This window comes from Enterococcus sp. 9E7_DIV0242, assembly GCF_002140975.2.
Classification (GTDB): domain Bacteria; phylum Bacillota; class Bacilli; order Lactobacillales; family Enterococcaceae; genus Enterococcus_L; species Enterococcus_L clewellii.
Genome location: NZ_CP147247.1, coordinates 37,376 through 57,362, shown reverse-complemented (window position 1 = coordinate 57,362; position 19,987 = coordinate 37,376). Strand labels below are relative to the sequence as shown.

18 protein-coding genes are annotated in these 19,987 nt (G+C 41.3%); 5 read left to right on the top strand and 13 right to left on the bottom strand.

Going from position 1 to position 19,987, the window contains the following annotated elements:
* Window positions 1-4: 4 nt before the first annotated feature.
* Window positions 5-640: a YutD family protein gene (locus A5888_RS00305; protein ID WP_086347301.1), complete on the bottom strand. Its 636-nt coding sequence runs from the start codon at window positions 638-640 to the stop codon at window positions 5-7.
* Between the two features lie 4 nt (window positions 641-644).
* Entirely contained in the window at window positions 645-2,051 is a 1,407-nt protein-coding gene (locus tag A5888_RS00300) for a bifunctional metallophosphatase/5'-nucleotidase (RefSeq protein ID WP_086347300.1), read from the bottom strand.
* A 297-nt stretch (window positions 2,052-2,348) separates the two neighbouring features.
* Between A5888_RS00300 and A5888_RS00295 the strand changes: the two genes are divergently transcribed.
* On the top strand, window positions 2,349-3,374 hold the full coding sequence (locus A5888_RS00295) for a DUF308 domain-containing protein (protein WP_249274386.1): 1,026 nt from the start codon (window positions 2,349-2,351) through the stop codon (window positions 3,372-3,374).
* 94 nt (window positions 3,375-3,468) lie between these two features.
* Window positions 3,469-3,924 (top strand): methylated-DNA--[protein]-cysteine S-methyltransferase, encoded by a 456-nt coding sequence (locus tag A5888_RS00290; protein WP_086347299.1) that lies wholly within the window; start codon window positions 3,469-3,471, stop codon window positions 3,922-3,924.
* A 58-nt stretch (window positions 3,925-3,982) separates the two neighbouring features.
* On the opposite strand, the gene A5888_RS00285 is transcribed toward A5888_RS00290, so the two are convergent.
* The 5 genes from A5888_RS00285 to A5888_RS00265 form a co-directional block, all read right to left on the bottom strand.
* A complete protein-coding gene (locus A5888_RS00285; RefSeq protein ID WP_086348307.1) occupies window positions 3,983-5,161 on the bottom strand; it encodes an AI-2E family transporter in 1,179 nt (392 codons plus the stop codon).
* 158 nt (window positions 5,162-5,319) lie between these two features.
* Entirely contained in the window at window positions 5,320-6,999 is a 1,680-nt protein-coding gene (locus A5888_RS00280; protein ID WP_086347298.1) for a ribonuclease J, read from the bottom strand.
* Between the two features lie 13 nt (window positions 7,000-7,012).
* Complete coding sequence (gene dapA, locus A5888_RS00275) at window positions 7,013-7,900, bottom strand: 4-hydroxy-tetrahydrodipicolinate synthase (protein WP_086347297.1); 888 nt, start codon at window positions 7,898-7,900, stop codon at window positions 7,013-7,015.
* A gap of 21 nt (window positions 7,901-7,921) precedes the next feature.
* A complete protein-coding gene (locus A5888_RS00270; RefSeq protein WP_086347296.1) occupies window positions 7,922-8,974 on the bottom strand; it encodes an aspartate-semialdehyde dehydrogenase in 1,053 nt (350 codons plus the stop codon).
* A 420-nt stretch (window positions 8,975-9,394) separates the two neighbouring features.
* Entirely contained in the window at window positions 9,395-10,213 is an 819-nt protein-coding gene (locus A5888_RS00265) for a ZIP family metal transporter (protein ID WP_086347295.1), read from the bottom strand.
* Window positions 10,214-10,477: 264 nt separating this feature from the next.
* Here A5888_RS00265 and spxB point away from each other — a divergent pair, with 264 nt between their 5' ends.
* On the top strand, window positions 10,478-12,208 hold the full coding sequence (gene spxB / locus A5888_RS00260; protein ID WP_086347294.1) for a pyruvate oxidase: 1,731 nt from the start codon (window positions 10,478-10,480) through the stop codon (window positions 12,206-12,208).
* A 116-nt stretch (window positions 12,209-12,324) separates the two neighbouring features.
* Here the strand turns inward: spxB and A5888_RS00255 are convergent, their stop codons facing one another.
* On the bottom strand, window positions 12,325-12,579 hold the full coding sequence (locus tag A5888_RS00255; RefSeq protein ID WP_086347293.1) for a CsbD family protein: 255 nt from the start codon (window positions 12,577-12,579) through the stop codon (window positions 12,325-12,327).
* A gap of 75 nt (window positions 12,580-12,654) precedes the next feature.
* Window positions 12,655-13,251 carry an alpha/beta hydrolase gene (locus A5888_RS00250; RefSeq protein WP_086347292.1) on the bottom strand — a complete coding sequence of 199 codons (597 nt, stop codon included), beginning with the start codon at window positions 13,249-13,251 and terminating at the stop codon, window positions 12,655-12,657.
* Window positions 13,252-13,405: 154 nt separating this feature from the next.
* On the opposite strand from A5888_RS00250, the gene A5888_RS00245 reads away from it, so the two are divergent.
* Both A5888_RS00245 and A5888_RS00240 read left to right on the top strand, forming a co-directional pair.
* The gene (locus A5888_RS00245) at window positions 13,406-14,719 is read left to right on the top strand and encodes a putative DNA modification/repair radical SAM protein (protein ID WP_086347291.1); all 1,314 of its coding nucleotides are present in this window, start codon (window positions 13,406-13,408) and stop codon (window positions 14,717-14,719) included.
* Entirely contained in the window at window positions 14,709-15,458 is a 750-nt protein-coding gene (locus tag A5888_RS00240; RefSeq protein ID WP_339101851.1) for a TIGR03915 family putative DNA repair protein, read from the top strand. The genes A5888_RS00245 and A5888_RS00240 overlap by 11 nt, the downstream gene beginning before the upstream one ends.
* A gap of 60 nt (window positions 15,459-15,518) precedes the next feature.
* Here A5888_RS00240 and purD read toward each other — a convergent pair whose 3' ends face one another.
* From purD to purM, 4 genes are read right to left on the bottom strand one after another with little or no spacing between them, the layout of a single operon-like run.
* Window positions 15,519-16,784 (bottom strand): phosphoribosylamine--glycine ligase, encoded by a 1,266-nt coding sequence (purD, locus tag A5888_RS00235; RefSeq protein WP_170924666.1) that lies wholly within the window; start codon window positions 16,782-16,784, stop codon window positions 15,519-15,521.
* 14 nt (window positions 16,785-16,798) lie between these two features.
* Window positions 16,799-18,340, bottom strand: a complete 1,542-nt coding sequence (purH, locus tag A5888_RS00230; protein WP_086347290.1) for a bifunctional phosphoribosylaminoimidazolecarboxamide formyltransferase/IMP cyclohydrolase — start codon at window positions 18,338-18,340, stop codon at window positions 16,799-16,801.
* A gap of 5 nt (window positions 18,341-18,345) precedes the next feature.
* The gene (gene purN / locus A5888_RS00225) at window positions 18,346-18,918 is read right to left on the bottom strand and encodes a phosphoribosylglycinamide formyltransferase (RefSeq protein ID WP_086347289.1); all 573 of its coding nucleotides are present in this window, start codon (window positions 18,916-18,918) and stop codon (window positions 18,346-18,348) included.
* Window positions 18,915-19,961 (bottom strand): phosphoribosylformylglycinamidine cyclo-ligase, encoded by a 1,047-nt coding sequence (gene purM, locus A5888_RS00220; protein ID WP_086347288.1) that lies wholly within the window; start codon window positions 19,959-19,961, stop codon window positions 18,915-18,917. Before purM ends, purN begins: the two co-directional genes overlap by 4 nt.
* Window positions 19,962-19,987 lie beyond the last annotated feature (26 nt).

Sequence of the window (19,987 nt, the reverse complement as noted above, 5' to 3'; positions counted from 1 at the left end):
ACACTTATTGCTCCTCACGTTGACGAATCGTAAACGACCGATTCGTATTTTCTTTTTTCTCACTCTTCGCAACCGGGGTTTTGCTAGTTTCAGCATTGTCCTTTCTATTGCGGATCACTGGTTTGCTTTTTTTTGTATTGCTCTGAGCTTTTACCGGAGCTTTCTTCTCCTCGATATGTGCTTGATTGCGATTATTGCTGCGCTTGTTCCTTTTTCTGCGTGGATTTTGTTTTTCACGCTTACCACCCACACGTTTGATAACGAAATAGGCACAACCAAAATTACAAAACTCGTATAAGTAGTCCTCTAGCGTGTCAATCCGCTGATCAGGAGAAGCTTTTCTGTTTTCAACATCGAAGAAACCCTTCAACCGTAGTTGGTCATAGCCCCAATCGCCAACAATATAATCATATCTAGATAAAATATCACTAAACCGTTCACCAATTTTTTCAAGATCAAATGCTTCACGATGGTTTTTCACCAATACATATTGACGGTCACCTATCATGATTTGATGCTCATCTACGATCGAAACAAGCTCACCTTTTTGCTTGGTTTTTACAGGTTCTTCATTTATTTCTTCAATAACAGCTGTCAATTCAGCTGTTAACTCATTTTTTTCTTCAGTCTTTTCTGTCATGATTTCACCACCTGTCGTCCATTATACCTTGTTTTTTATTGATTGAATAGTAGCGTCTGAGATAGTCTCCTAAAACATTTCGAATGAACTCCGGAAAGAGAAATTCAACCTCACCAGCTATTTCCAGTGTTGGAAAGAAAGGAATAAATAGAAAATGATCTACTGTCGTAATCGTATACTGTTGATTAGCTTCGAGTGGTTGCTTGTTCCAATAGACCGTTTTCGTCTTTTTATCATAAGAAATCCCCTCATAAACAAGATCGCCAAATATTTTGCCACGAAAGCCCATACCGACGATTGAAAACTTTCTAAGAAAATGGCGATTTTTCTCCATCTCTCTAACAAAACGAATCATATCGCTACCAGAAAGTGTTACCCGTATCAAATGCATTGGATGAGGCAACACCCGATGAAGATCATCCTCCGTCACGCTACCTTTAGGAAGATTGCCAAGAAATAACCCCGTATTCAGAACTGCAGCTTCTGTGTCTCCGCGCTTTTTCACTGCCTTAAGTGCTTCAAAAATCAACGGATGAGAGTCATCCAGCTCTGCAGAAAGTTCATAAGGTAGGTTTGCAATTTTTTTCTTTTTCAAAAGAGCATGCCCTTGTTCTAAGTACCCTTCAATTTCTGCAACATCCTGAGGAAGCTCAAGTAGCTCGTCAGTGGGTAATGCCTCTGCTGACGTATCGATAATTTTTCCATTTTCCAGAAAAATCCGTACCTGCCCAACATACTGACCAAACTTACCAGCAGCGGATAACTGCGTTCTATTGATTTTCTCTCCATATCGGAATAGATGATGGGTATGTGCCCCTAAGAGCACATCAACTTCGGGATAATTCGTCGCAATTTTCATATCCTGATCGATCCCCAGATGGCTCATCAGTACAAGAATATCGCAAATTGGTCGAATCTCTTGAATCAAGGCGGGTAACGCCTCATCGACTGTGCGAATATCCCAGCCATTAGGCGCATAGGTCAGTGGAAAAGGTGCCGTTAATGCGATCAACCCGATTTTTGTATGGTTTGGTGTCTCCAAAATCTTATGCGTTTTAGCCCATGTCGGTCTTTCGCCTGTAGCTGGATCGTATAAATTTCCTAAAAGAATATCGAAATTTGCTTTTTCATAAAGGGCATTCAGTTGAGGTTTGGAATTCCCAACGCCTTCATTGTTGCCAATTGTCGCCGCATCATAATGGACCGTATTCATCAATTCAACATTTGCCACACCATCTGTCGCTTCCGTCAAAGGATGCCAACGATCAACGAAATCTCCCAAATCAACGGTAAATGTGCTTTTATCAAACGTTTGCACTTTTTGCTTCTCTATAAGAAACCGTCTGATTTTCGGCCAATTTTCAAAATGAGAGTGTAAGTCATTGGTATGTAGCAGAATGATCTCTTCCATATGCTACCTCCTCCATCGTTTCGTTCTCCAATTATAGTACCATAGTTTAAATTGATTCGTCTTTTCTATCGTTCTTTTTTCGTCAGCTTCTTTGCACTGAACCAGTGTTTAATAAAAAAACAAGCAGCTGTTTGTTGAAAAACAGGAAATAAAAAGTATTTTTTCTATATAAATGCTATACTAAATAGAGGATATATTGTTAGAAATTAAAAAGAAAAAGTATAGGGATATTTCTTATACTTTCTATTTCATCTGCAACTATCTTACACACAAAATACTACAGAAATGGGGATCAAAATGAAAAAGATCGCAGCAATTGTCGGGGGAATTATATTATTGGTTATGCTGTTTACAGCTCCTTGGGTAGCATTGACGCTAATAGGACTAATAGGTGGGGTTATCTCGCTTCGAAAATTTTTCTATTATCGAGGACAAAGACAACCTGATAAAGCGAAAACTTCCGCAATAGTTCTTGGGGTATCTGTTGCAGCGTTTGCCATTGGTGGTTATCTGATGCCTTCTACTACACCTGAAAAAGAGACCGCTTCAGAGAGTAAACAACGAACCACACAAACGACAAAGAAAGAAGTCCAAGAATCTTCTAAACAGGAAGAAATCACCTTAGGCTTATCAGAAACTGTTGAAACAGATGGTGCTGGGACAATAACCATTAAAGGAACGACAGAGCCTCATACAACCGTCTACCTGGCATCTGAATCCTCTGACAAAGGTGTTGAAGCAGATTCCGATGGAAATTTTGAACTGAACTATGCTCTCACAACCGATACTGAAAAAACGATTGAAGTCATCGCTGAGCGAGATGGACAAAAAATTACTAAACAAATAACTGCCAAACCCTCTACTGCCTTCATCGCAGCAAAGAAAGCAGAAGCAGATAAAAAAGCAGAAGAACTTCGAATCGCCCAAGAAGCAGAGCAAAAACAAGCTGAAATCGAACGCCTGACAAAAGAAGCTGAAGCAGTTGTTGCTCAAGCTGAAGCAAACCAAACCCGTGAGAATGTTGTTGCTGCTTCAACTGCTATTGCAGCTATTCCAGAAGGAAACCAAGGCTTATCCACTCGAGTTTCTGCGGTCGATACAGCCATTCATGCGCGTGAAGAGCAAGCAGCTCAGCAGGCAGCTGCCGCTGCGGAAGCAGAACAAGCGGCTCAGCAAGCGCAAAACGACGTAACACAGATGGTATTGGTTACACCTACAGGATCAAAATACCATAACAGAAAATGTGGAAATGGGACATACACGGAAGACACCTTAGATGCAGCTACTAGCAGAGGCTTAACACCGTGCTCTAAATGTTTCTAACTTCTTAAATAAATCTATTTCTTGACCATTCATAATATATTACGCTTTATTTTACGGTATAATAGAAAAAAGTTATTTTTTTGGAGGATCAATTATGGAAATCGCTACACCTATCGGCTCCGTCTGGTTGGATGCCAATGAACAAGGTCTGACACAGGTATCTTTTTTCCCAATAGAAAACCATCAGACGAACCAGTGGACGGAGCAAGCGGCTCAAGAATTAGCTTTTTATTTCTCCGGCACCCTCAAAGAATTCACGACTCCTTTATCCTTTGAAAAAGGAACTATTTTTCAACGCAAGGTATGGGATGCTTTAGCGGATATTCCTTATGGAGAAACTCGCTCATACCTAGACATTGCGATAGCTGTGAACTCTGAAAAAGCGGTGCGTGCAATTGGGCAAGCCAACCGAAACAATCCACTGCCGATCATCATTCCTTGCCATCGTGTCATCGGAAAAAACGGCAAGCTGACTGGTTATATGGGGAAAACCACCGAAGAAGGTCTTTCGATAAAATCCTACCTTCTTGAACTAGAAAATATTTTGTAAAATCTTGCGAAAAAAAGACTGAGCATTCTTATTGATAAGAGTGCTCAGCCTTTTTATTTTAATCATCCAAATATTCTCCTTTCGAAAATTCTGTTTCCTCATATTTACCTGAGTCCCCATAGTAACGATTATATCTTGTTTTGAACTTACGGAACGCATAGGTCACAAGCACCTTAATGATGGCATAAATCGGTATACCGAATATCAAACCAAACATTCCCAGTAAATCTCCCATAACCAGTAATACAATGACAATAGTCAATGGATGAACTACTAAATGTTTCCCCATCACCTGCGGTTCAATCAAATGACCATTCAACATCTGAACGATGACCCAGACGATACACATCTGCACCAGCATAGGAAAGGAAACCATAAATGCAACTATTGCCGCTGGAACAAAAGCCACGAACGGCCCAATATAGGGCACGACAGCAGTGATTCCAACAATAATAGAAAGGGTGCCGGAATACGGCATACCGATAATCAAAAATCCGATAAATGTCAGGACTCCGACAGCGATGGATACCAAAATTTGCCCTTTAAGATAGGCCCCAACCTGACTATTCATTGTAGCACCAATTTCTTTTGCATCTGCGCGGAATCTTGGTGGAATAATAGCCAAGATCGCTGAAAAGAACTTCTGATCATCCTTCAGCAAAAAGAAGGTAATAATTGGTGCTGTTACCATAATAAGCGCAAACCCGGTAATTGTTGAAAAGACAGTTGAAGCACCTGCTACAGCTTTAGTGAAATACTCGTCTAAGCTATTGGATAAGTTATCAAACCATTTTTGAACACTTGCCAAGCTATCACGCAAGGATTGTTCAAACGGCGTATCCCTGAAAAAATCGCTAATACTACGGGAAACATCGCTGATGTATGACGGGAAGTCTTTTACCAGACTGTTGATTTGATTTTGCAAAATAGGAATAATCAAGACCACACCTAAAGCAATCAATCCTATGATTAAAACAAATACAAGTGACACGCTAATAACCCGCTTTATCCCTCTTCTTTCCAGCCAATTGATTAAAGGATTAAGTAGATAATACAAAATAAGTGCTAAAATTACTGGACCGATCACTGTTTTGAAAATGATTTGAAGCGGTTCAAAAATAAACCCAACTAGATGAAAAACAAACACCACGCCACCCAATAATAACAGTGCAACCAAAGTAAATAATAAATTCCGACCACCAAGGAATGAAATCCATTTCGTTTCTTTTTTATCCATATCCACTCCTCCATTCATTGAGACTCTCTTTTCTCTTTCATTGTATCGAAGAATGAACAAAGTTGAAAGAATTTGACGTTGTACTTTCCCATGCATAGTGCAAAAACAGAGTCCCCCTCTAGCTGAGAAGGACTCTGTTTTTCAGGTTCTATACTTATTTATTTTGCTTTTTTGCGTTGTGATGCTTCCATGATTACAGGTAATATCACCGGACGACGTTTTGTCTGCTCAAAGAGATATCGGCTCAGTTGCTCCCGAATATCCTGCTTCAATTTACTCCATTCAAAGTCCTTATTCTCAAGATGTTTTTCAACAATCTCTGTCACAATATTACTGCTTTCCTGCATCAAATCTTTGCTTGTTTTCACATAAACAAAGCCTCTGGAGGTAATTTTAGCCGGAGAAACGATTTTCTTCTCACGACGATTAATTGTGATTACTGCAACAAAGATTCCATCCTCTGATAAGATTCGACGATCTCTAAGAACGATGTTTCCAATATCACCAACACCCAATCCATCGATCATGATGTTATCCGCAGTTGTTGTGCCGGATGCAGACATTTTTTTCTTTTTATACTCTAAAATGTCGCCTCGACCCGTAATAAAGATATTTTTGTAAGGAATGCCCAGCTCATGGGCTAAATCCGCATGTGCCGCCAATTGGCGGTACTCTCCTTGGACAGGAATAAAGAATTTTGGCTTCATTAAATTCAGCATCAATTGAAGATCTGCCGGATTTCCGTGACCGGAAACACGTAGATTATCAGAGATTTGTTTCACTGTCCCACCGGCACGGTACACGATATCTTCTGTCTTAGCAACAACAGTTTCCATCGCTGTAGTCGGTGTAGTTGTAATATAGACTAAATCGCCTTCTTTGATACTCACTAAACGATGTGTCTTGTTTGCCATTTTTTGCAGCGATTTGATCGGCTCACCCATACGCCCTGTTTCTAAAATCAACAGCTCTTCATCTGGGTACTTCTTCATATCTTTCGCAGTGACAATCAACTCTTCACTTGGCAACTCTAATTTATCCAAACGCATAGCTGTTCGAATGATTTTCTCCAAGTCGAGACCTGTCAAAACAACTTTACGACCTGACTTATGAGCTGCGTTCAGCACTTGCTGAACTCTTTTCAGATTACTGGCTACCGAAGCCACGATAATCCGACCTTCCCAGTATTGGATGGTATCATATACCTCATCTGCAATTTGCAGTTCAGAGGCTACTGGTACAGGATTTTCAGCATTCGACGAATCACTCAATAACGCCAATACGCCTTCACTACCAATTTCTGCCAAACGGCCAAAATCAGTTTGATACATTGGTGCAGCACTTTGGTCAAACTTGAAATCTCCTGTGTAAACGATATTTCCTTCACCTGTCTTGATACTGATTCCAATTGAATCTGGGATTGTATGTGTTGTTTTAAAGAAGCTAACAGTTGCATTACCGAAATCGATCTCAGTATGTGCATCAACAACATGGAAATCCTTGAATTTTTTAGATGATGGATGGTCGCTTACACTAAGTTTTGCAAGTTCCACAGTTAATTCTGTACCGAATACTGGCACCTGAACTTTAGATAGCAGATATGGTAACGCCCCGATGGCATCCGCATGTCCATGAGTTAGAAAAACTCCGGCTATCCGATCGATATTTTCCTCCAGATACGTAAAATCCGGAATCACAACATCGATTCCTAACAGTTCATTTTCCGGATATTTCAATCCGCAATCCAGCACAAAAATTTCATCTCCTACTTCAGCGATATACATATTTTTTCCATTTTCGCGTACACCGCCAAGTGGAATGATTCTTATTGTACTCACTCTTTTCACCTCTCTACTTTCTGCTTGATTCTATATCAAGTATTTGCAATATTTTTTCTTTCTCTTCAGAAGTACATGATACAAGAGGTAAACGTAAATCTCCAACAGAAACACCTAAGTGATCCAGCGCCATTTTTACAGGTGCAGGAGAAGGAACAGAGAATAAAGCATTCATTTTAGGCAACAGCTTCCGCTGGATCGCCGCAGCCTGCTTCAGCTCACCCTGATCCAACGCTTGAAACATGTCAAACATCTCATTACCAAAAATATGACTGGAGACAGAGATCACACCCTGCCCTCCTAAAGCTTTCGTTGCAAATGCAAGTGAATCTTCTCCCGTATATACCAGAAAATCTTTCGGTGCTTTTTCGATCAGCTCCGTTAAAGCATCCAGACCGGAACATTCCTTCACCGCAATAACGTTCTCTAACTCCGCCAACCTAAGTGTTGTCTCTACATCAAGGCTTGCAACTGTTCTGCCAGGAACATTGTACAAAATAATCGGCAGCTCACTTGCCTCAGCAATTGCCTTAAAGTGGTGATAAAGTCCCTCTTGATTGGGTTTATTATAATAAGGAACAACAGCCAATCCAGCATCGATCCCTTTTATTTGAGCGATTTCTTTTACAAACTCGACTGAATCCCTTGTATCATTAGTTCCAACACCACAAATAATCGGTACACGACCAGCTACTAAACGAATTACTTCGTTAAATAAATCGATTTCCTCATCATGTGTCAGTGTTGGAGACTCTCCCGTAGTCCCAGCAAGAATCAAGCCGTCTGTATGTGAGTCCAGTAGAAACTCTACTAGCTCCGGAAGCTTCGCAAAATCAATGTCTCCCGTTTCAGTAAATGGCGTGACCATTGCAGTAATGATTGAAGCATTTGTCAATTCCATACTCTTACCCCTCCATACTTTTTAAACTCGAACCAAATCCATTTCGTGAAGAGTCTCTGCAATTTGAACAGAGTTCCATGCAGCACCCTTTAGTAGATTGTCAGAGACGATCCATAAATGAAACCCTTTATCCTCATCCAAATCTTTACGAATTCTACCAACAAATGTGTCTTTCTTATCCACACTGGTCAATGCCTGAGGATAGAGCTGTTGACTTGGATCATCCTGTAAAACAACACCTGGTGCTGCTGACAGCACTTCCCGGATTGCTGTAACAGAAGTCTCATTTTCTACCTCTATATAGACTGATTCGGAATGTCCGGATAAAACTGGGATTCGAACACAGGTCGCACTGACCTTTAATGTGTCGTCCTCCATGATTTTCTTGGTCTCGTTGACCATCTTCCATTCCTCATAGGTATAATCGTCATCAGAGAACACATCGATTTGAGGAAGAGCATTGAATGCAATTGGATAATGCTTCTTATCTCCTCCACATGGCATGATTTCCGCAGTCAGCCCATCCGCCGGTGTCCCATTGATATAATCTACAGCCTGCTTCTTCAGCTCTTCCACAGCGCTGATGCCTGCTCCACTGACAGCCTGATAAGTAGAAACAATGATTCGATCTAAGCCAACCGCCTGTCTGATTGGTTCAAGTGCCACCATCATTTGGATAGTCGAGCAATTAGGGTTCGCAATAATCCCTTGATGCTTCTTCAAAGCTTCTCTATTAACCTCTGGAACCACCAAAGGAACATCCGCCGCCATCCGAAAATGACTGGTATTGTCGATTACTACTGCTCCCCGCTTCACTGCTTCCGGAGCAAATACTTTAGAGATACCTCCGCCGGCACTGAATAACGCAATATCGACATTTTCAAAAGACGCTGGAACTAATTCTTCCACAACCAGTGTCTGATCTTTAAATTTCAGTTCTTTACCCGCAGAACGTTTTGAAGCCAGAAGTTTGATTTGCTTGATCGGCAATTTTGTCTGCTCCAACATCTCGATCATTTTTGTTCCAACTGCCCCTGTTGCACCTACCACTGCAACAACATATGATTTTTCCATACTTAGTAAATCCCCTCTCGTCTTCTTGAAGAAAGTTGCTTTTTCCATTTTACCACAGGATGGATAATTACTACATAGCTGTCTTGTGATTTTGAAAAAATAAATGCAGCAAAACAATCCACATCAAGTACAAGTAATAATTGAGTTAGTTCCTAACGCGACTAACGTTTGGTACTTTCATTTCGCTTTATTGAGACAACATTTTGAAATGATTTTCAATAGAACCATCTATCTGGTCGTTTAATTCAAAAATGGGCTGTGACATTAGTATGCCTCAGCCCTTTAAAACCGAATAAACAGTGTTCCAGAAGTAGCTTTTTAGCCTTATTGCTTGAAGCTGACCACTTCTGTCACAACCTTGTCAATCCGTTCTATTTCTTGTCTTATTTACTGAATACTCACGCTCGTTCCGTACAGGTCCTAGCCTAATGCAACATCAAGGATCATCATAATGATAAAGCCAAGCATGACTCCGAAAACCGCGAAATGCCGTTTGCTTGTCAGTGTTTGTTGCGCTTCGGGTATCAATTCCTCAACAACGACATAAATCATTGCTCCTGCGGCAAACGCCAATGCGTATGGAAGAAGCAAGGACATTTTAGTTACAAGGATTGCCCCAATGATTCCGGCAATTGGTTCAACAATACCCGATGCTTGCCCATAAACAAATGACTTCCAGCGGCTTAATCCCTCTTGGCGCAATGGAATCGACACTGCCGCCCCCTCTGGAAAATTCTGAATCCCAATCCCCAAAGCGACGGAGATAGCCGCCAAGACAGCTGCTCTTGGATCATCTGCAGAAGCTGCCGCCCCAAAAGCGACCCCTACGGCCAACCCCTCTGGAATATTGTGGAGTGTAATTGAAAACACCAGTAAAATTGTCCTCTTTAAGTGAGAGGGCAACCCTTCTTGTTCGTGATTTGGACCAAAGTGCATATGAGGCAATGTTTTATCCGCGATATATAAAAAGAGGCCACCTAACCCAAACCCAATACTAACTACGAGCCAAGCAATATTCCCATTCTCTTCTGCACGTTCGATAGCTGGTGCAAGTAACGACCAAAAACTCGCAGCAATCATCACACCAGAGGCAAAGCCCAGCATCAAGTTCAATACATCCTTTTTGATATCTTTAAAGAAAAACACCAATCCTGCACCTAAAGCAGTCATGAAGTAAGTAAACCCAGTACCAACCAATGCCTGTTGCCATGGGTCCAATGCTATTAGCCAATCGATCATATCTTCCCTCCTAACCAACTTTTCTTAGTGACTTTATTTTATCACACTCGTTTTATACAGTCCAACTTATTTATTTTTTAGGCAGACCTAAAAACAAAACGTTTAACATTCTATTTTTACTTATTAAGTATATCCAATAAAAAAAGGATAAAAATAAAAGAACATATTCGCTTAAATTGTCTTAGTAAAGCCCTTTGTTTGGTTCGTTTCCTTTTCGAGCGTATACTTAATAGGAAGACAAATTTTGAAATGGAGTGATGAATGATGGTAGACACAATCAATGCGGGTACTGCCATGGTAAAAGTCTTGGAGAGTTGGGGAATCGATCATATTTATGGCATTCCCGGAGGATCATTCAATTCAACCATGGATGCTCTTTATAAAGAAAAAGACAGAATCAATTACATTCAAGTCAGACATGAAGAGGTTGGTGCTCTGGCAGCTGCGGCTGATGCTAAATTAACTGGTAAAATCGGGGCTGTTTTCGGGTCAGCCGGACCTGGTGCCACTCATTTGATCAATGGACTTTATGACGCCCAAATGGACCATGTCCCTGTTTTGGCATTGCTCGGACAAGTAGCCTCTTCTTCAATGAACTATAACTCCTTCCAAGAACTGAATGAAAATCCGATGTTTGCAGATGTCAGTGTGTATAATCGAACTGTGATGACACCTGAAAGTTTGCCGCATGTAATTGACGAAGCGATAAAAGCGGCATATAAGTATAACGGTGTTGCAGTTGTTACAATTCCTGTTGATTTTGGCTTTATTGAGATACCGGATACTTATCTATCAACAGCAATCAATCACAAAATAGGCTTGACGATGCCTGACAGCAAAGATATCCAAAAAGCAACTGTACTCATTGAACAAGCAAAACAGCCCATTCTTTATATTGGACAAGGTACCCGTGGCGGTTGGGCAGAAATTAAACGTTTTTCTGAATATTTCTCAATGCCTGTCGCTGCTGCAGTTCTAGCAAAAGGAATCGTCCCTGATTCCTACGAAAATTTCTTAGGCTTCGCTGCAAGAGTTGCAACCAAGCCGGCAAATGAAGCCTTGGCCGAAGCAGACCTCATTGTGTTCGTCGGCAGTGATTTTCCATTTGCCGCAGCCTTCTTCAATCCTGAAGCGGTCTTTATCCAAGTCGATATTGATGCAGCAAAATTTGGACGCAGACACAAAACAGATGTCTCTATTTTAGGTGACGCAAAAACAGCATTGAAAATGATGGTCGAGCAAGGAACACAACGACCAGAGGATACATGGTTAAAGGCAAACCAGGAGAACAAAAAGAACTGGATAAACTGGCTGCGAAGCTTTGATAATGCTAGCGATGCACCCCTTAGACCTGAGCCTGTATTCAAAGAAATACGTCGAATCGCAGAAGAAAATGCTGTTTTTGTTACAGATGTCGGCAATACAACGATTCATGCGATTCGCCTTCTTGATATGAATGGCAAACAACGATTCACTACCTCCGGTTGGTTTGCAACAATGGGAAATGGTATTCCCGGTGGTATTGCTGCAAAGCTTAGTTTCCCCGAACGCCAAGTATTTACGTTAAGCGGTGATGGAGCATTCGCCATGGTCATGCAAGATATCATTACTCAAGTAAAATATCAGCTGCCAATCATCAATGTCGTCTTTTCGAACGACTCATTTGGGTTTATTGAAGCGGAGCAAGAAGATACGGAGCAAAAGAAATTCGGTGTCTTTCTTGAGGGGGCCGATTATGGCAAAGCTGGTGAAGCACTTGGTGCAGATGGTTTCACAATCACAAACTATGAACAGCTAGCACCAGCCTTTGAAGCCGCTAAAAACAGTAAGCGACCAGTAGTCATTGATGTAAAAATTAGAAACGCCCGTCCACTTCCTGTTGAAGAGCTAGTTCTCGATCCGGAAAAATTCAGCCCGGAAGAAATAGATGCATTTAAGCAAAAATATGAAGTACACGGTATGCCAGTTTTGAAAGAATTACTGAAAAACCAATGAAAGAAAGGTCCTGCCACAGATTTACCGGCAGGACCTTTTTGATAGATACTTTCTATCTTACTAAAAAAAACAGACCGCGGATTCGAAATCCGCAATCTGCCTTAGTCTGTATTCACTTATTTTTCGTCATGCTTATGGAATTTTTCTTTCAGGTCGTCAAAGCCTTCTTTGATTTTATCGCCAAATTTTTCAGCGCCATCTTTAATATCTTCTCCAGCATCTCTTGCTTTTGTTTTTGCATCAGCAAAGCCAGATTGAAGTTTACCTTCAGCTTCTTTTCCTTTGTCATCCGTTACTTTTCCGACTGCTTCTTTTGTTTCACCTTGCACTTTATCTTTCGCATCATTTACACGTCCGTTTAAATCTGTCATATTTAACACCCTCCTAAATGATTTTGAATACACTATTAGCATAGCACCCTTAAAAAGTTGTATCAAATAATTCGCTCACTGGTAAGAGTTCAACCACTGCTTCACTTGATCGATTTCTTCCATCGTCACTTGATGCCCAGCCATCGTTTCAATAACGGTGACTTCAACTGCTCGTCTTTTCATCTGAGATGTAAGCTGTTGAAAAGCATCTATCGAAACAATTGGATCACTTTCTCCAAAGGTCATAAGTACCTTTTTTTCACTCAAATCAGTATCTCCCGTATCCACACCAAGTGACATAGGATGCAGCAATACAGCTTTTTTCAACTCGGACTTTCGTTCAAGTAAAAGATGACCGGCAATATTCGCTCCATTTGAATAGCCCAATATGGTCCAATCAGAAACCTTGATTCCTTTTTCTTTACTGACTTTGGTGATTTCTTCTAACAGATGATCCGTTTCCTCTTCCAGACTTTCAATATCAAACTGATTCAAACCATTTCTTTTAAAAAAACGATTCATGCCCTCTTCCATCACTCTTCCTCTAAAAGAAAGAATCGTGCTGGACGGATCAAGATATTCCGCAATTTCAATAAGTGATTGTTCATCTCCTCCGGTACCGTGAAGTAAAAGAAACAATTGCCCTGTCCCTTGTTTGAATACATACTTCATTTTAAAAACCCCTCTCAAACTTACTTTTAATAAGTAAATATAGTTTATCATCCCTTGCAAAATAGAACAAACAATTCGATCCAAATTAACCTTTGACAGATAGAATGCTTCTTGCTAAAATAAGAACATACGTTCGATAAAGGAGGCATAATTAATGGATATTGCTAAAAAAATTGAAATACTGGCTGAATCAGCCAAGTATGATGTATCCTGCGCAAGTAGTGGGGTCGCTGATAATACACGAACAGGAACAGTTGGCAGTACAGCTGCTGCAGGAATATGTCATTCATTTACCAGCGATGGCCGCTGTGTCTCCTTGTTGAAGTTGTTATTTACAAATGCTTGTATTTTTGATTGCCATTATTGTATTAACCGGAAATCCAACCACATCCCTCGGGCAACCTTTACGCCTCAGGAAGTGGCTGATTTAACAATGGATTTCTATATGAGAAATTATATCGAAGGTCTCTTTTTGAGCTCTGCCATTATTAAAAATGTCGATTATACCAGTGAATTACTTATTGAGACCTTAAAAATCCTACGTTACGAAAAAGGATTCAAGGGATATATCCATGTGAAGGCTATACCGGGAGCCGATGAAGCATTAATTGAACAACTAGGGTATCTTGCAGACAGAATGAGTGTCAATGTTGAGCTGCCATCTAGAGAAAGCTTGAAATTACTGGCACCTGATAAAGACCCCTTCTCGCTCTATAAACCAATGAAGCAAATTACAACCAAGAAAAAAGAATTATCTATGTTACCGGCTGTACGGCGTGGCCCAACCTTTGTTCCAGGGGGGCAATCCACACAAATGATTATAGGTGCTTCCCCTGAAACAGATCATGCTATCGTGAAAATCGCCGAAAATTTATATAATAAGTACGAGCTCAAGCGCGTCTATTACTCTGCTTATATCCCAGTGAATCAAGACTCTTTGCTTCCGGCGGTCACAACTGACCCGCCCCTGCTCAGAGAACACCGTCTCTATCAAGCCGATTGGTTGATGCGATTCTATCGTTTCAAGGCAGATGAGATCCTGTCACCGGAAAAACCGAATTTTAATTTGTATCTCGATCCTAAAGCAAATTGGGCAGTTCAAAATTATGAGCGGTTCCCAGTAGATGTTCAATCAGCTAGCTATGAAGTCCTGTTGCGAATTCCCGGCATCGGACCCAAAAGTGCTCAAAATATCGTAAAAGCAAGAAAGTATTATAAGCTTCATCTGACCGATCTGAAAAAGCTAGGTGTTGTGGTCAAACGAGCAAAATATTTTGTCAGCTGTAACGGTAGTATCATGGATGGGTTGATCAAAGAACCTGAATGGATCATCGCTTCCCTCGTTTCAGCTCGACAATTCAAAGCCTTGAAAAGGGCAAACACTCAAAAACTTGGCGAACAAATGACGCTTTTTGATGTTGAACGATTTGAGCGTACAAAAACAAAGGAGCTTAACCATGCTTATTGAACATTCAACAGAGACGTGGGAGTACGACGGCAGCTTCAATGGCTTTTTGACGATTGTCTACCATGCTTTCAAAAAACAGAGGTTTCCGGAAGTCATTTTGACTCCGGCTACCTCTGTTGAAACACTGTTTTTATGTGAATGGATTGATAAGGATGAAGAAAAAGCCCACAAAATATACCACCGGTTGCAACAACGACTTCGAATTGATAATTTCCAGTTCATTCTCGATGGTTTCTATGCAACAGTCGAGAATAAGGAGGTCCATCTACTCGAAGCCATTTTACTTGCCTTGAACACAAAGGATTCACTGTTCAATTTTATTGGCCATCCTTCTGTTCTTGCCATTCAAAAGGGGATCAAAACCTTATTAGGAGAAGCACACCTTTTGACCGGATTTGTTCGCTTTGAATACGTTGGAAAAATCTTATTCAGTAAGATCAGTCCGAAATATTTTTCACTGCCTTATATTTGTCCACATTTTGCTGAACGCTACCCATTGGAATCAATTATGATCTATGATGAAACCCATCGACTATTAGCACTAATCAAGCAAGGAGAGATTTCATTTGTAGAAGACACTAATTGTCCACAATTTGAAGAACAGCAATTAGAAGAAGAAATTCAAGCGCAATGGAAGACATTCCTTCAAGCAGTAACAATCCAAGAGCGCATCAATAAAAAAAATCAACTGAGCCACATGCCTTTACGTTTTCAAAAAAATATGCCGGAATGGCAATAACAAAAAAGAGACAGATTCGTTGTCTCTTTTTTGTTATTGCCTATACTATTAAAATTACTCTTACTTCATTGCCTTACTACCAATGTCTTTACGATAGAAGGTCCCCTTCGTATCCCTTGAATCAAGCAGATCATACACTTTTTTCTGTGCTTCTGCCAACGTTGTTCCTTCTGCCTCAATCAAATAAATTCGACCACCAGAGGAGACCAATTTCCCTTCTAGCTCTGCTACTCCAGCATAATATACCTGCTGATTCTCGCAATCAGAGAAATTAGGAAGGGCTACCCCTTTTTTGTACTCTTCAGGATAACCGTCTGCCGCAACGACTACGCCAAGACTGAAGCCCTCTGTTTTCCATTCAAGCTGGGGTTGTTCTCCATTAAGTAAATCCGTAATGATTTGTGCTAAATCGCTCTTCAAGCGCTGTAAAACAACCTGCGTTTCCGGATCACCGAAACGCGCATTGAACTCAATCACTTTTGGTCCTTCATTGGTTGCTATCAATCCTGCATACAGGATACCGGTAAATGAACAACCATCCTCAACCATCCCTGCAGCTGCCGGAATTAGAACAGTAGCTACAGCTTCATCGATCATTTCCTCTGGAATTTGCGGAACAGGACTATATGCGCCCATACCACCTGTATTCGGACCAAGATCATCGTCATACGCTCGTTTGTGGTCTTGGGCAATAGTCATCGGATAGACTTCTGTTCCTCGAACAAAAGCAAGGAGAGAAAATTCTTCTCCTTCAAGAAAATCTTCAACGACTACCTTTGCGCCACTTTCTCCAAAGCGATTGCCTTCCAGCATATCCTCCAATGCGTCGATTGCCTGCTCAACAGTTTCAGCAACAATAACTCCTTTGCCAGCTGCCAGACCATCCGCCTTGATAACAATTGGCGCTCCTTTGCTTTCAACATATTTTTTTGCTTCTTTAAAATCGAAAAAGGTTTGATGCCCGGCAGTTGGGATCGCATAACGGTTCATCAGATTCTTAGCAAAATCCTTTGACCCTTCGATCATTGCAGCTGCTTTTCTTGGACCAAATATTTTGAGCCCTGCTGCTTCAAAGTCATCAACGATTCCATTTAACAAGGGAACCTCCGGACCAACAAAGGTCCAATCGATGCCGTGCTCTTTAGCATAAAGAATCAAGCCTTCATGATCATTTTCCTCAATATCAACAAGGTGAATACCATCTTGCTTCATACCCGGATTTCCTTTTGCACAGTAAACCTTCTCAACTCTTGGACTTTGTTTAAGCTTTTGAGCGATCACATGCTCTCTGCCTCCACTGCCGATTACTAAAATTTTCAGTCCCATGTCGTCCTCCTTGATCAATGTCTAAAGTGTCTGATATCCGTGAATACCATCGCAATCCCATATTTATCGGCCATATCAATTGATTCTTGATCTCTGATACTGCCTCCCGGTTGGATGATCGCCTTGATTCCATGCTCACCTGCGTACTCTACACTATCACCCATTGGGAAATAAGCATCACTTGCCAAGACTGCATCAGTAATTTTTTCACCGGCTTGAGCAACAGCGATCTGAACAGAACCTACACGATTCATTTGACCGGCCCCGATCCCAATGGTCTGGTGTGCATTCGCAATAACAATGGCATTACTCTTCACGTGTTTAACTGCTTTCCAAGAAAATGCCAAAGCTTCCCATTCTTCCTCTGTCGGCTGACGCTTCGTTACCACTTTCCAGTCCACGCGTTCTTCTTTCACAATATCTTGATTTTGAACCAAAAGCCCACCTAAAACAGAAACCTTTTCGTTGTCTTTCGCCTCATCCTTTTGAGTGAAGTCTAGGGTCATCAAACGCAGATTCTTTTTCGCAGACAAAATTTCAAACGCTTTATCTGAAAAGCTTGGTGCAATGATGATTTCCAAAAATAACTGATGCATTTTTTCCGCAACGGCTTCATCCACTTCTCTATTCAAGACAATGATTCCACCAAAAATGGACACAGGATCAGCTTCATACGCAGCTGTATACGCTGAGAACAAGTCTTCTCCAATCCCAATACCACACGGATTCATATGCTTCACAGCAACGACAGCCGGCTGATCAAACTCACGTGCAATTCGGATCGCTGCATCCCCATCTTTTATGTTGTTGTATGACAGTTCTTTTCCATGCAGCTGTTTTGCACTGGCAATAGAAAATGGTACAGGCAAAGCCTCTTGATAAAACGCAGCTTGCTGGTGACTGTTCTCACCATAGCGTAATGATTGCTTCAGTTCATAGGTCAATGTCAGTGATTCAGGCTCGTTTTCTCCTGTCAGTTCAGTCAAATAGCCAGCAATCAATGCATCATAAGCCGCAGTATGACGAAAAACTTTCGCTGCCAGCTTTTGACGAGTCGTAGCTGTCGTGTCACCACCCTCTGACAGTTCCCCTAGAACAATACCATAATCAATCGGATCAACGACAACTGTTACAAATTGATGATTCTTAGCAGCACTTCTCAACATACTCGGTCCACCGATATCAATGTTTTCAATGGCTTCATCTACTGTCGTGCCAGGCTTCTGAATTGTTTCTTTAAATGGATACAAATTGACACAGACAATATCGATTGGCTGAATATCATGGTCGTTCATCGCGGCCATATGTTCAGGAATATCCCGTCTCCCCAATAGCCCACCATGTATTTTCGGATGCAAGGTTTTTACTCTACCATCCATCATTTCAGGAAAATTTGTCACTTCTTCAATCCCGATAGTTGGAATACCCGCTTGCTCCAACATTGTTTTCGTTCCACCTGTCGAAATGATTTCCACGCCAAGTGCTGCCAGTCTTTTCGCAAAGTCCGCTACACCTGTTTTATCCGAAACACTGATTAATGCCCGTTTTTTTGTCATTGCGTCTATTGCTCCTTTTCTTTTATTATTCTTTTCAACACAGCTGGATACAATCTGTGCTCTGTTTGATGTATTTTCTCTTCCAGCGATTCCAAGGTATCCTCGGGAGCGATCAGCACTTTTTCCTGTGCGATAATCGGTCCTGTATCAATCCCCTTATCAATATAATGAACTGTCACGCCTGTTTCTGCAACCCCTGCCTCATAAGCATCTCTTATGCCATGCAGTCCAGGAAATGCCGGCAGTAAAGAAGGGTGAATATTGATGATTCGCTCAGGATACGCCTCTAACAAAGCTGGACCAATCAATCGCATATAACCAGCGAGAACGATCAGCTCTACTTCTTTTTCTTCCAACATATGAAGAATTTCCGCTTCATAAGTGCTTTTATCAGAAAAATCTTTTGGTGAAAAGGATTGTGTCGGAATCCCCAATTTTTCAGCACGAGAAAGTACTTTAGCTTGACGATTATCACTGAAAAGAAGAACAATCTCTCCCTCGATTTCCTGCTTATTGATAGCATCAGCAATCACTTGAAAATTACTTCCGTTTCCAGAAGCAAACACGGCAATCCTCATTTTTCTGCCTCTGCAAATCGAATCGCTTCTTCTTCTCTCTTTGTGATTTCCCCAAGCATATAGCTTTTTTCACCGAGCTCTTCAAGCAGCTCTTGTACTTGCGCCAGCTTTTTCGGCGAGACGGCTAAGACCATGCCAATTCCCATATTGAATATCTCATACATTTCCATCGGCGGAATTTGTCCGTATTTTTCTAAAGCTGAGAATACAGGTAAAGTGGGCCAGTTCCCCAATTGGATAACTGCCGCTAAATCAGCTGGAAGCATTCTTGGGATATTTTCAACAAAGCCGCCACCTGTTACATGCGCAATGCCATTGACCCATTGACGATCCACTAATGGCAGAAGGCTCTTCACATAGATTTTCGTCGGTTCAAGCAAAACATCTGCCAATGTTTTCCCATCGAACTCTGGAAGTTTATCACTCAATTGAAAATCATTCATATCAAAAAATACTTTACGGACAAGCGAATAACCATTCGAATGAACCCCGCTAGAGGTCAAGCCAAGTAAAATGTCTCCCTCACTCACTTTTTCTCCGGTAATCAGCTTACTCTTTTCTGCAACACCTACAGTAAAGCCGGCTAAATCATAATCATCTTCTGCATACATCCCTGGCATTTCTGCTGTTTCGCCGCCAATCAATGCTGCTCCTGCTTGAACACAGCCTTCTGCAACGCCGGCAACGACCTGTTCCAAGCGTTCAGGAATATTTTTCCCTGTCGCAATATAATCAAGGAAATACAAGGGCTCTGCACCTTGAGCAACAATATCATTCACACACATTGCCACACAATCTATGCCAATCGTATCGTGCTTATCTGCTTGAATTGCCAACATCAGCTTTGTTCCTACACCATCTGTTCCCGAGATCAATACCGGTTCCTTTACATCCACCTTACTAAGATCGAAACAGCCGCCAAATCCGCCAAGAGCACCCATTACTCCGGCCCGTTCTGTTTTTTTCACATGTTTTTTGATTCTTTCAACCACTTCGTAACCGGCTTCTACATCAACGCCGGCCTTTGCATATGCATTCGCCATGCTAATCCTCCCATATCTTTTGTTGG

Bases quoted from the DNA above. Each gene is read 5' to 3' on its own strand.
- A5888_RS00285 (WP_086348307.1), bottom strand. From the start codon at position 5,161: ATGGATAAAAAAGAAACGAAATGGATTTCATTCCTTGGTGGTCGGAAT.
- A5888_RS00305 (WP_086347301.1), bottom strand. From the start codon at position 640: ATGACAGAAAAGACTGAAGAAAAAAATGAGTTAACAGCTGAATTGACA.
- purN (WP_086347289.1), bottom strand. From the start codon at position 18,918: ATGAGGATTGCCGTGTTTGCTTCTGGAAACGGAAGTAATTTTCAAGTG.
- spxB (WP_086347294.1), top strand. From the start codon at position 10,478: ATGGTAGACACAATCAATGCGGGTACTGCCATGGTAAAAGTCTTGGAG.
- dapA (WP_086347297.1), bottom strand. From the start codon at position 7,900: ATGGAATTGACAAATGCTTCAATCATTACTGCAATGGTCACGCCATTT.
- A5888_RS00250 (WP_086347292.1), bottom strand. From the start codon at position 13,251: ATGAAGTATGTATTCAAACAAGGGACAGGGCAATTGTTTCTTTTACTT.
- A5888_RS00240 (WP_339101851.1), top strand. From the start codon at position 14,709: ATGCTTATTGAACATTCAACAGAGACGTGGGAGTACGACGGCAGCTTC.
- purH (WP_086347290.1), bottom strand. From the start codon at position 18,340: ATGACAAAAAAACGGGCATTAATCAGTGTTTCGGATAAAACAGGTGTA.
- A5888_RS00265 (WP_086347295.1), bottom strand. From the start codon at position 10,213: ATGATCGATTGGCTAATAGCATTGGACCCATGGCAACAGGCATTGGTT.
- A5888_RS00245 (WP_086347291.1), top strand. From the start codon at position 13,406: ATGGATATTGCTAAAAAAATTGAAATACTGGCTGAATCAGCCAAGTAT.
- purM (WP_086347288.1), bottom strand. From the start codon at position 19,961: ATGGCGAATGCATATGCAAAGGCCGGCGTTGATGTAGAAGCCGGTTAC.
- A5888_RS00290 (WP_086347299.1), top strand. From the start codon at position 3,469: ATGGAAATCGCTACACCTATCGGCTCCGTCTGGTTGGATGCCAATGAA.
- A5888_RS00300 (WP_086347300.1), bottom strand. From the start codon at position 2,051: ATGGAAGAGATCATTCTGCTACATACCAATGACTTACACTCTCATTTT.
- A5888_RS00270 (WP_086347296.1), bottom strand. From the start codon at position 8,974: ATGGAAAAATCATATGTTGTTGCAGTGGTAGGTGCAACAGGGGCAGTT.
- A5888_RS00255 (WP_086347293.1), bottom strand. From the start codon at position 12,579: ATGACAGATTTAAACGGACGTGTAAATGATGCGAAAGATAAAGTGCAA.
- purD (WP_170924666.1), bottom strand. From the start codon at position 16,784: ATGGGACTGAAAATTTTAGTAATCGGCAGTGGAGGCAGAGAGCATGTG.
- A5888_RS00295 (WP_249274386.1), top strand. From the start codon at position 2,349: ATGAAAAAGATCGCAGCAATTGTCGGGGGAATTATATTATTGGTTATG.